This window comes from Plantibacter sp. Mn2098, from assembly GCF_049319745.1.
GTDB lineage: Bacteria > Actinomycetota > Actinomycetes > Actinomycetales > Microbacteriaceae > Plantibacter.
In genome coordinates this window covers 58,779-70,485 of sequence record NZ_JBMOUH010000008.1, presented here as the reverse complement: position 1 = coordinate 70,485, position 11,707 = coordinate 58,779, and the positions used below count along the sequence as shown (strand labels likewise).

General features: G+C 68.7%; 10 protein-coding genes and 1 pseudogene. 3 read left to right on the top strand and 8 right to left on the bottom strand.

Features of this window, described 5'->3' with window-relative positions; translation table 11 throughout:
- Positions 1–20 precede the first annotated feature (20 nt).
- The 8 genes from ACL9RL_RS13325 to ACL9RL_RS13290 form a co-directional block, all read right to left on the bottom strand.
- Complete coding sequence (locus ACL9RL_RS13325) at positions 21–965, bottom strand: aldo/keto reductase (protein WP_422780753.1); 945 nt, start codon at positions 963–965, stop codon at positions 21–23.
- 11 nt (positions 966–976) lie between these two features.
- Complete coding sequence (locus tag ACL9RL_RS13320) at positions 977–1,870, bottom strand: amidohydrolase family protein (protein WP_422780752.1); 894 nt, start codon at positions 1,868–1,870, stop codon at positions 977–979.
- Positions 1,870–2,676 (bottom strand): ribonuclease activity regulator RraA, encoded by an 807-nt coding sequence (locus ACL9RL_RS13315; RefSeq protein ID WP_422780751.1) that lies wholly within the window; start codon positions 2,674–2,676, stop codon positions 1,870–1,872. The genes ACL9RL_RS13320 and ACL9RL_RS13315 overlap by 1 nt, the downstream gene beginning before the upstream one ends.
- Complete coding sequence (locus ACL9RL_RS13310) at positions 2,676–4,664, bottom strand: hypothetical protein (protein ID WP_422780750.1); 1,989 nt, start codon at positions 4,662–4,664, stop codon at positions 2,676–2,678. The genes ACL9RL_RS13315 and ACL9RL_RS13310 overlap by 1 nt, the downstream gene beginning before the upstream one ends.
- Positions 4,665–4,671: 7 nt before the next feature.
- Positions 4,672–5,598 (bottom strand): carbohydrate ABC transporter permease, encoded by a 927-nt coding sequence (locus tag ACL9RL_RS13305; protein ID WP_422780749.1) that lies wholly within the window; start codon positions 5,596–5,598, stop codon positions 4,672–4,674.
- Positions 5,595–6,686, bottom strand: coding sequence for a carbohydrate ABC transporter permease (locus ACL9RL_RS13300; protein ID WP_422780748.1), 1,092 nt, complete (start codon positions 6,684–6,686; stop codon positions 5,595–5,597). The genes ACL9RL_RS13305 and ACL9RL_RS13300 overlap by 4 nt, the downstream gene beginning before the upstream one ends.
- Complete coding sequence (locus tag ACL9RL_RS13295; protein ID WP_422780747.1) at positions 6,673–7,929, bottom strand: ABC transporter substrate-binding protein; 1,257 nt, start codon at positions 7,927–7,929, stop codon at positions 6,673–6,675. Before ACL9RL_RS13295 ends, ACL9RL_RS13300 begins: the two co-directional genes overlap by 14 nt.
- Before the next feature lie 142 nt (positions 7,930–8,071).
- A complete protein-coding gene (locus tag ACL9RL_RS13290) occupies positions 8,072–8,713 on the bottom strand; it encodes a GntR family transcriptional regulator (RefSeq protein WP_422780746.1) in 642 nt (213 codons plus the stop codon).
- Between the two features lie 63 nt (positions 8,714–8,776).
- Here ACL9RL_RS13290 and ACL9RL_RS13285 point away from each other — a divergent pair, with 63 nt between their 5' ends.
- The 3 genes and pseudogenes from ACL9RL_RS13285 (at position 8,777) to ACL9RL_RS13275 (ending at position 11,648) form a co-directional block, all read left to right on the top strand.
- Positions 8,777–9,217 carry an L-rhamnose mutarotase gene (locus ACL9RL_RS13285; RefSeq protein WP_422780745.1) on the top strand — a complete coding sequence of 147 codons (441 nt, stop codon included), beginning with the start codon at positions 8,777–8,779 and terminating at the stop codon, positions 9,215–9,217.
- A gap of 78 nt (positions 9,218–9,295) precedes the next feature.
- Positions 9,296–9,523: pseudogene (locus ACL9RL_RS13280) on the top strand (right-handed parallel beta-helix repeat-containing protein); the annotation flags it as partial.
- Positions 9,524–9,797: 274 nt separating this feature from the next.
- Complete coding sequence (locus ACL9RL_RS13275) at positions 9,798–11,648, top strand: carbohydrate-binding protein (protein WP_422780744.1); 1,851 nt, start codon at positions 9,798–9,800, stop codon at positions 11,646–11,648.
- Positions 11,649–11,707: the final 59 nt, after the last annotated feature.

Here is an 11,707-nt window from a genome sequence, read left to right as displayed (position 1 = left end):
AAGGCGCGGGAGGAACCGGATCAGTCGCGATACGCGATGCGCACGGAAGCATCGATGAGTCCCTCCGCCTGCAACACCCGCCAGAGGGCGTCGAGGTCCGGGCGGCGCTCCGCACGGCGGACGTTGGTGAGGAGCTGCTCCGGCGTGTCCGCGCCGATCACGAGCGATGCGACGGGCGACGGGAGCGCGGCGAACCCCATCGCCGCCTCGGGGAGCGTCGTCCCGAAAGCTGCCGCGAAGGATGCGAGGCTCCGCGCCCTGGCGAGGAGCTCTGGCGGGACCGCCGCGTACTCGTATCTCGATGCGGCGTCCGGGTGTTCGTTCGCGAGGAGCCCGCTGTTGAAGATGCCCGCGTTCAGGATGGAGATGCCGCGCTCCTCGCAGACGGGGACGATGCCGGCGAGCGCCGGGTGGTCGAGGAGCGTCAGGCGCCCTGCGACCATCAGCGCATCCACGTCGGTCCGATCCGCGAACACCGACAGCACGTCCATGTTGCCCGTGCCGACGCCGACGGCCCGGATCACGCCCTCCTCACGCAGCCGTTCGAGGGCAGGATACGCCTCCCCGACCGCCTGCTCCAGGTGGTCCTCCGGATCGTGGATGAGTGCGATGTCGATGCGGTCGAGCCCCAGCCTGGTGAGCGAGGCGTCGATCGATCTGCGCACCCCGTCCGCGCTGAAGTCCCACTGGCGCACGGGGTCGCCGTGCGCGTCGGGGACGAGCAGCCGCCCCACTTTGGAACTCAGCGTGTACTCGTCGCGCGGTCGCCCGGCCAGTGCGACGCCCAGACGCCGCTCCGCGAGACCGACCCCGTAGTGCGGCGCCGTGTCGAAGTAGCGGATGCCGGCCTGCCACGCGGCATCGACGAGCGCCGTCGAACGGTCCTGGTCGAGCGTGTCGTACAGGTCTCCCAGCTGCGCCGTCCCCAGGCCGATCGACGTCACCAGGGCGTCGGAGCGTCCCACCCGAGCGGTCCTCACGATGCCAGACCGTAGCTCGTGCTGGCGGTGGCGGTGAAGAGCTGGTGGCGTTCCGACTCGGAGAGCCCGGCCGTCGCCTCTTGCCATCGGTCGAGTTCTGCATCGAGGTCGTTCCGCAGGAGCGAGACCGGCCAGTCGGATCCGAACATCACCCGCTCCGTCCCGAATGCCTGCAACGCGGCATCGATCGTCCGGGCGTCGGTCGTTGCGCCCGAGAGCTTCAACCGGACGTTCTGCCGCATCGCGAGGGCGCCGAGATTCGTGTGCCAGATGGCCCACCCGCCGCGATCAGCGGAGCGCTCGGGCGGGTTCCCCAGATGGTCGACGACGATGGTCGTGAACGGCAGGGCGTCGGCGCATCGCACCACGGACGGAAGGTCCCGATCCGCGACGAGCAGTTCGAGGACCTTCCCGGTCCGGGCGAAGGCGTCGAGGCCCCGACCGACGTCCGGCCGATCCAGCCATCCGGCCGCTTCGGCGACGACCGAATGCCGGATGCCGAGCAGCCCGTCGACAGCGGGAGCGCCGCCGCCACCACCAACACCAGCACCAGCACCAGCACCAGCACCAGCACCAGCACCGAGACCGTCAGCCCCGCCGCGACTCCAGACCGCCCGCGTCAGATCGACCCACCCGACGACGCCCGCCACAACAGCGACACCGTCGCACTCGGCCAGCAGCCGCGCGTTCTCCTCGACGCTCTGCCTCGCGGTCACCACGATCGCCGCATCGATGCGGTCCCCCGCGGGCGCGGCGGTGCGCCCGCCCACCGCATCGACGTAATCCGCGGCCCGGAACGGCCGGCGGATCGCATCGTTCGACGGATCCGCCAGCCACCCGGCCCGCACGGTCTGCTCGTCCCACAGGTGGACGTGGCTGTCGAGGACCACTACCGCTGCAGCGCGTTCTGCTCTGCGCGCCAGCGCTCGTACTCCGCGCGGCTGTTCGGGCTGAGCGGGTAGTAGTCGGAGAGGCGGGCGCCCTCCTCCAGGCGCAGACGGCTGAAGTCCTCCCAGTTCTCGTGGTCCTCTGCGTCCTCGACGAGTTCGAGCGCCTTGCCGGCCGGGACGATGACGGCTCCGTCGTCGTCGGCGACGACCACGTCGCCCGGGAGGCACAGCACACCGCCGGCCGCGATCGGCACGTCGTACGCCCACGGGAACAGGTCCGTCTGCGAGGCGTAGTGCGGGGTCGTTCCCGTGCACCAGATCGGCACACCGAGTTCGCGGACGCGTGCGGCGTCGCGGATGCGGCCGTCGACCACGATGCCGGCGCCGCCGCGACGTTTGAAGTAGCGCACGAGCATGTCGCCGAAGCAGCCGGTGAACTGACTGCCGTACGCCTGGACGACGAGCACGTCGCCCGGCTGCACCGTTTCGAGCACGGCCCACAGGGCGGTGTTGCGCTCGACGTATTCCTGGCCGAGCCCGGACGCGACGTCCTCGCGCTGCGGCATGAATTGCAGCGTCAGGGCGGAGCCGACGACACGGCTGCCCACCTCGAGCGCGGTCGGCCCCTGCACGGCGGTGCGGGAGACGCCCATGCCGTTGAGTTTCGCGCACGCGGTCGCGGCGCTGATGGCGTCCATGCGGCGCAGGATGTCGGCGTCGGCGCGCTCGAAGGCGTCCCCGCGGACGGGCAGCGGCCAGACGGACGATGGCGAGATGTCGGTGTCGATGTCGGTGTCGGTGTGCATCAGTTGTTCTCCCAGATTCGATTCGATGAAAAGTCGGTGTGCGACGCGGTGAAGGCGCGGCGCGAGATGGTGAGCCGGAGCGTGGTCCTCGTGAGCGGCGGCACGGAGACGATGAGGCGGGACGAGCCGACCTCGACGGGTGCCGTCCGCTGCGGGGTGACGTCCGGGAGGAGGTAGTCGTGCGAGTCGCCCGGGTAGGCCGGCGCATCGTCGCCGGGCGTCTGGCCGAGGCCGTCGGAGACGACCAGGTCGATCCGGTCCTCCCCGAACGCGCCGGCCTGCACCACGACCTCGCGGGTCGCTGCGGCGCCGAGGTTGACGAGTTCGAGCGTCACACCGTCGGCGTCGACCTCCCGGACGAGCGCCGCGACCTCCGGAGGCAGCCCGGGGCGCCCGAGGGCGGCATCGCCGAAGACGACCCTCGCAAGCGCGAGTCCCCCGTTGTAGAGCGCGGGCGGCGCACCGGTCACGAGCTGCGTGAGCACCTCCGTGACGACAGGGTTCAGCCGCTGCCACCAGTGGATGTCGTCGCCGGGCGGCCCGTACGGCGTCGCGCGCATCATCGCGAGCCGTCTGGCGACCTGCGCGAGCGCGAGGTCGAGCGCCTGCTCCGGGTACTCCGGGTTCCGCCCGAACAGGAACGAGATCCAGGGCGCTTCGTGCCCCTGCTCCTCCTTGTCCTGGAACCGTCTGGTCTCCCGCCAGTCGAATCCGGCGTCTGCTTCGAGCGAAGTGAGGCGACGGAGGTCCGCCTGGTCCCCGGAGAGCCACCAGAGCCACACGGGGTAGATGAGCGGGACGGGGTGGAAGTCGAACCAACCGTCGACGCCGTGGCGATAGGGGACGAGCTGGACGGGGACGGTGTCGTCGACCCCCATCTTCTGCGCCCAGCCCCACCCCATGCTGCCGCGGGTGGCGGCGCCAGCCTCCACGACCCCGTGGGCGATGACGGTGTCGAGCGGCACCCTGGCCAGGTCGAGGGCGTCGGTGGAACCCGTCACGACGGTCTCATTGACGGCCGCGATCATCGCAGCGGCCTCGACGGAGTGCAGGCCGTGCGGCCACGCCCAGCCGTAGTGGCCGCCGAACCAGTTGCCGTTCTGCAGCTCCCCGACCGCGCCGCTCGGTCCGACGTTGTCCGGGATCAGCCCGCCGTTCTGCGCGGCGTGCTCACGCCACGCGCCGACGTACTCGAGCACCCAGTCGGCGAACGCCGGCTCGTTGTCGTACAGCCAGGCGTTGGTGACGAGCGAGGTGGCAGCCAGGTTGATCGCCGTGTCTCCGTGTCCGAGCCTCGCCTGCATCGCATCGCCCATCCGACGTGCGTTGTCGCCGATGGCGAGATCGTCCCACTCTGCGATGCCGTCGACATCGCCGATCGGCAGGCCGTACGGACGCATCACGGCCTGGTCGGCGCGGTACTCGATCCACTCCGTCCCGAGGCCCGGGCGTGGACCGCCCGAGCCGGTGTGCGGGGCGACGATCGTGCGCGTCGCCTGATCGTAGTTGCCCGTGGGAGAGCCTGGGAGGTACAGGCGGGCGAACCGCTTCGCACGCTCCCGGAACTCAGCATCTGCCGGATCCGCAGCGCAGATCGCGTAGAAGAAGTTGAGGGACTCGCCCTGGTGGAACCAGTCGTACCCCAGCTCGTACTCGTCCTTGACGAACCCGAACTCGGTCATCTGGGCGGTCACGCCGCGCCAGTGGTGCTTGACCGAGGCCACCAGATCCGCCGAGCCGCCCAGGCGGTAGAGCGTCGGCCAGTTGAAGAACGGTTCGTAGAAGTCGTCGACGCCGTCACGGTGGTGCATCCGGCCCCCGTAGGCGAGCCGTCCGTCCTCCTCGCAGTACGTCGTCTCGAACTCCCGCCATGCGGCGTCGAGGACGTCGAACAGCCTGCGTTCGAGGAGCGCCCAGCGCGGAGTCTCCACGAGCGGGACCGATGCGGTGATCCGGGTGGGCTGCGTGTCGTCGTGTCGATTCGTCATCACGGCATCACCCCTTGATCGCGCCGGAGGTCAGCCCGCCGATGATGCGCTTCTGCAAGAGGATGTAGAAGACGATCACGGGTGCCGCAGCGAGCAGCATGTTCGGGTAGACGAGGGTGAAGTCGGTGGACAGTTTGCTGATGGCCGCGTAGATGCCGGTGGTCACCGTGTAGATCCCGGAGCTCGGCCCCAGGATGAACTGCGGGTTCACGAAGTCGGACCACACGGACACCGAGTTGAGGATGACGGCCGTCGCGACGACGGGTGTCATGATCGGGAAGATGACCCGCCAGAACGTGCCGTAGCGGCTCGCCCCGTCGATCTTCGCCGCCTCGTCCAACTCACGAGGGACGCTCTGCACGAACGCGACGAACAGGAACATCGTCGTCGGAACGGTGAGGGTCGTCTCGAAGAGCAGGAACCCGGGCATCGTCCCGACCAGACCGACGGCCTTCAGCACGTAGATCACCGGGATCACGAGCGTCTGCCCGGGGATGAAGAGCCCGGCGAGCAGCACGAGCATCACAACGCGGTGGTATTTGCGGGTGCCTCTCGCGATGACGTAAGCGGCCGGTCCGACGACGAGGAGGCACAGCACGTTGACCGCGACGACGAAGAAGATCGTGATGGCGTAGGCGCCGACGACGTTGAACTCCGGCGACGCGATGGCCCGCTGCAGGTACTCGAGCGAGAACCCGTCGGATGGCCAGCCGAACGGCTGCGCGATGATGTCGTGCTGCGACTTGAACGCGTTCGTGATGAGCAGGTAGACCGGCACGATCATCAGCAGGCCGACGAGGGCGAGCAGGACGATGCGGATGGTCTTCGTGGCGGTCGCTGAACCGGTGGGGGCACCGCCAGAGGCGCCGTGTGTGGCGCGGCGCGGGGCGTTCGAGGAGTCGCCGGTGCGCTTCGACGAGCTGAGCGCGGTCATGCGGACACCGCCTCTTCGCTGCGACGGCGGGCGGAGGTGATGCCGATGGTGACCGCGACGATCACGATCATCAGGACGATCGACTGCGCTGCGCCGTAGCCGAGCTGCGAGTTCTCGAACGACGAGGTCAGGATGTTGTAGACGATGGTGCGCGTCTGCCCGGCCGGTCCGCCGGCGGTGAGCGCGAGGATGAGTTCGTACACGCGGAGGAGTCCGATCACAACGAGGACGATGTTGACCGTCACGGTGGGGGCGAGCAGCGGCAGCTTGATCCGCCAGAAGATCTGCCAGCCGGATGCGCCGTCGATGCGGGCGGCTTCGACGAGGCTCTCCGGGATGGTCTGCAGTCCGGACAGGTAGAGGACGACGTTGACGCCGAAGCTCGACCAGACGACCACGGCGATGACCGAGACGGTCGCCCAGGTCGGGTCGGCGAGGAACGGGAGCGAGTCCTGCCCGAGCGAGCCGAGGATCGAGTTCACGGCGCCGTCGGTGCCGAGGATCGACGACCAGAGGAAGCCGAGGATGACGGGCCCGATGACGTAGGGGTAGAACACGAGCACCCGCATAAACGCGTTGAAGCGGGTGTTGCGGTTGAGCAGCAGGGCGATGCCGAGTCCGAGCACGTTGCAGGCGATGGCGCCGACGATCGTGATGACGCCCGTGAGACCGGCCGCGCGCAGTACGGCCGGGTCCTGCGTCAGCCGGATGTAGTTGTCGAAGCCGACCATCGTCGGCGGGTCGGTGAAACCGTCCCAGTTCGTGAAGCTGAGGTAGAGGGCGATCACGATGGGGACGAGGATGAGGCCGGTCACGAGGATGAGCGGCGGAGCGAGCATCCCGGCCTCGACCGCTGCCTCTCGGCGGCGGGCGCGCACCTGCGATGCGCGGACCTGCGGGACGTGCGGGCCGTGCGAGCCCCGCGTGGCCCGCGAGCCCCGCGGGCCCTGGCTCGCGCTCACAGCGGCATCGCGCGTGGAAGATCCGGTCCGCCCGGCAGCGCTGTGCCCGGCCGGGGTGTCGCCGGCCCCGGCCGGGGCGGCCGCGCGTGCGACCGTCCCGACCGAGGATTCGTCATTTCGCGACATTCGCGTCCCACCACTCGTCGAGGGCCGCTGCGGCCTCCTTGCCGGACTTGCCGGTGTAGAGCGACTGCACGGCCGTGTTCAGTTCGTTGCCGAAGCCGGAGTTGATACCGGGGCCGCTCGTCCCGATGACCGAGCCCGGCGATGCGTCGAGGACGCCGGCCACCTCGGTGTTGAGTGGGCTGCCCTCGTAGGTGACGCCCTGGCGGAAGTTGCCCTCCGACTTGAGCGAGGTCGCGATCGCATCCTTGTCCGACACGAGGTACTGCACGAGTTCGAGCGCGAGCTTCTGGTGCTTCGAGTTCTTCAGGATCGAGTACGGCTGGGCCGCGCCGCTCAGCTGCTTGGGCGCCGAACCGTCGATCGTCGGGGTCGCGAAGACGCCGACCTCGAACCCGAGCTTCGCTGCGTCGAGCTCGGGGACGAGCCAGTTGCCCATCACGAAGGTCGCGGACTTCCCGGCGACGAAGTTGTTGATCGAGTCCTGGTACTTGACGCCGAGGGCGTCCTTCGCGACACCGCCGGAGGCGATCCAGTCGGCGTACGCGTCGAGGTAGGTGGCGTAGGCGCTGTCGGCGAAGGTGACCTTCTTCTCGTTGCGCTTGGCGTACCAGTCCGGGTCGCTGCCGAGCAGTTCGGGGTTCGCCATCATCGCGAACTGTGCGCCGGTGACCCATTCTCCGGCCGTCTGGAGCGGGACGTAGCCGGCGCCCTGCAGGAGCGCGAGGTCGGCCGTGAACTCCTTGAGCGAGGTCGGCGGCTCGGTGATGCCCGCCTTCGTGAACGCGTCCTTGTTGTAGTAGACGAGCGATTGGATCTGGGCGCCGGTGGCGACCTGCCAGATCTTCCCGTCGACCTTGTTCTCCTCGGCGAGCGGCGTCGCCTTGACCCAGTCGGTGTCCGGGAACGCGGTCATCTGGGGGGCGACGACCGGGTCGAGGTTGCTGGCGACGATGTCGGGGGTCGCTCCGGAGGCGAGCTCCTGCTGGAGCGTGGACTGGACGTCCTTGCCCGAGGGCGATTCGATCGTGACGGTCACACCCGGGTGGCTCTTCACAAACGGTTCGACGAGCTTCTGGTAGTACTCCTTGGTGAGCGCCGGCGTGATGTTCGCCAGGATGCGCAGCTCGCCTTGGGTGTCTGAGCCGGAACCGCCCGGGGTGGAGCACGCGGTGAACAGCAGGGACGAAACGGCGACGACGCCGACGACGAGCGCCGTCTTCGCCGTGCGGGCGTGGTGTTTCATAGATCCTCCTTGACCATGAACTAATCGATTATCGATTAGCGACTACTTGTGGATGGTAGCCCTCGTCGCCCCGGCTGTCAAAGTCCGCATCATTCGGCGGTCCCCGACGGTCCCCGGCGCAACGGAATTGGGCCGTGCGGCCTCAGTCGGCGCCGAGCGCACCGGACGCGTGCGCGAAGAAGGCGGCACCGGCCACCTCGGCGTCACCGGACTCCAGAGCGCTGATGAGGTCCTCGTGCCATTGGATGACGACGTCCTTCTTCCCCGTGTACGCGGGGTCGCCGATCGCACGCTGGCTGACGAGCAGCGGTTCGAGCGCATCCCATACCCTTGACAGGACGGCGTGGTTGCCGATCAGGAGGACCCTGGCGTGGAACTTCGTGTCGAGGGAGCGGAACTCGGCCCAGTCCGATGCGGCGACGGCGAGCTTCATGCGCCCGACGATCGAGCGCAGATCCGACAGGTCAGCCGGCGTGAGGCTCGCGATGGCGGAGCGCGCACCGACCCGCTCGAGTGCAGCGCGGAGCTCCCGCGCGATGCCGAACTCGTCCTCGGAGATCTCGGTCACGTAACTGCCGCGGCGCGGCTCCGAGGTGACGAGGCCCGCATGGACGAGGCGCTTGACCGCCTCCCGGACGGGCGCCTGACTGACATCGAGCCCCCGCGCGATCTCGGACTCCACCACCCGGGATCCCGGCAGGCGCGAGCCGTCGAGGATCGATGCGCGGATCATGTCGTAGATGCGATCCGACAACAGCTCCCTGGGCAGTTCAGCATTCGACATGCGTGCCTTCTCCTTCAATCGATAATCGACTACCTTAGCTTCACTCGCCAGAATCGGAGACACATGACCACGGAAGCATCACGCGTCGCGCCGGCCGGATCCGCACCCGATCCCACACCTCCCCCGCACCCTGCGCCTCGCACTCACCCCGCTCACCTCACTCACCCCACCCGACCCACGGAGGTCTTCGCCTGGCGGACGCGACTCCTCCCCGGATCCGAGGAGTTGTACACGCGGACCCACAGTCGGATTCCGGAACCGGTCGCCGCGGCATTGCGTGCGGCCGGCGTCGTCGATTGGCGCATCTGGCGGGACGGCCTGACCCTCTTCCACGTCATCGAGACGACCGATGGGCAGGATGCGATGGGCGCCCGCATGGCCGAATTCGGCCCGATCGACCCGGCGTGGGACGCCCTCATCGCCACGATGCTCGATGCGAGCGCGGAAGCGCAGGCCGCACCGGAACTCGTCTGGGGCATGGACGGCAGCGGCCAGTTCCCGTGATGACCCCCGCAGGCATCCGTTGACGACACCCGCGCAGTCTTGTAGGTTTCAATCGATTATCGACTAACGATTGGATCAATGATGAACCATGCTCGTTCTCGCGTCGCCGCGCTCGCAACGGCGGTGATGGTGCTCTCGCTCGGCGGATTCGCCGCCGGTGCCCATGCCCAGGGCGGCGGAACCACCTATCACGTCTCCCCGGACGGCTCGGCCTCCGCCCCCGGAACCGCGTCGTCCCCGTTCAAGACCATCCAGCAGTGCGCCGACGTGCTCGTCGCCGGCGACACGTGCGAAATCGCATCCGGCACCTATCGGGAGACCGTGACCCCGGCCGCCAGCGGCACCGCCGGCGCACGCATCACCTACACGGCGGCGCCAGGCGCGCACGTCGTCATCACCGGCGCGGACACCGTGACCGGCTGGGACGCCGTGACCCAGGCCGACCTCACCGCGCTCGAAGCCGGCGACCCGTTCCTCGCGGGATCCGGGTTCGCGGACGCCGTCGGCGGCGGTCACGTCTACCGGACGTCGATCACCCTCGATCCGGCCCTCGCCGGCAACCAGCTTCGTCAACGGCGGCATGCAGCCGGAAGCGCAGTGGCCGTACCCGGGCGTCGACCCCATCGCACCGACGATGGCGTCCGCGCAGTCCGGAACGACGACGAGCCTCTCCGACACCGCACTCACCCAGCCGGCCGGATTCTGGGTCGGTGCACGACTGCGCGCCCACAACTGGTTCGTGAGCGAGACCGGGACGGTCACGAGTTCCGACGTCGGATCCCTGACCGCAGCCGACCTCCCGTCCTGCGTCAGCCTGAGCCCCAACCAGCAGACGAACTACTCGCTGAGCGGCAAGCTCGCCCTCCTCGCCCACGCGGGCAGCTGGTTCTACGACCAGGCGGCCGGCGACCTCTACCTGTGGACGCCGAGCGGAGCATCGCCGGACGACGTCACGGTCGAGGCGAAGCAGCGCAGCATCGCCGTCGACCTGAGCGACCGCTCCTACACGAGTGTGCAGGACCTCGACATCCGAGCGGCGACCATCGTCACCTCCGCGACCTCAAGCCACAACGTCCTCGACCGGCTGAACGCCCAGTACGTCTCGGCCGGCGCCGACCTCGCACCGGACCCCAACATGGTGACGACCCCTGACGGGTGCGCCGTGCTCACCGCCGGCGAGACCACGACCGGCATCCAGCTGAACGGCACCGCGAACGAGCTGAAGAACTCCCTCGTCAACTGGAGCTCCGGCAACGGCGTCGTCGTCTCGGGCACCGGCAACACCGTCACCAACAACACGATCACGAACGCCGACTACCTCGGCAGCTACGCCGCGGGCATCAACCTGTTGGGGGCGGACCACCAGATCACGCACAACACCGTCTTCCGCACCGGTCGCAGCAGCATCAACATCGACAACAAGGTCGCCGGCACCACCGCGTCCGGGATGACGATCGCCCACAACGACCTCTCCAACTACAACAACCTCGTCGTCGACGGCGGTGCAGTCTACCTGTGCTGCAAGGTCGATCTGGCCTCGACCATCATCCGCAACAACCACTTCCACGACCCGGCGCCCCACTCGCTGAGCGCTCCGTCGCCCGGCGTCTACCTCGACAACGGCGCGTTCAACGCCACGGTCGTCAACAACGTCGCCTGGAACCGCACCACCTACGGTGTGACCCTCATCAACCCTGACGGCGGGCCGACATCGGGCAACACCGTCCTCAACAACACCTCGGGAACGGACACGAACGTCGCGAGCACCTTCGGCGGCGTCTTCTCCACCACCCAGCTGAAGAACAACATCGGCATCGTCGGCTCCGGCGCAGGCATCACGACCTCGAACAACCTCGTGCCGGTGAGTTCTGCCCAGTTCACGAACCCGGCGGCGTACGACTTCACCCTGAAGTCCACCTCGCCGGCCAGGAACGCCGGCATCCCGGTCCCAGGGGTGACGGACGGATACACGGACGCCAATCCGAGCATCGGTGCGTACCAGTACGGTGCGACGAAGTGGACGGCAGGGGCGACGCGCACCGGCTCGAAGATCCAGGCGGAGTCGTACTCGTCGAGCAGCGGCGTCAGCACCCACGCTGCAGCGACGGGAACGGTCGTCGGCAGCTTCGACGGCGGCGACTGGATCGGGTACACGGGTGTCGACTTCGGCAGCGGACGCGACCTGTTCACGGCGAACATCGGTGTCGAGGACAACTACGCCGGACAGACGATCGAGATCCGTCTCGACAGCGCGACGGGTCCCGTGATCGGGACGCTGCACGTCGCGGGGACGGGTGGATTCGATACGGTCTCGGCGCAGTCGGCCGCGATCGCGCGCACCGCGGGCACGCACGACGTGTTCCTCGTGGCGGCCGGCACGGCGCCCGGCTTCGGCAACATCGACGACTTCACGTTCTCGACGACCCGCTAGCCGCGCCCCCGCGCCCCGACCACCCATCCACCCTGTTCCGCGAGGGGAGGCGTTCTGTC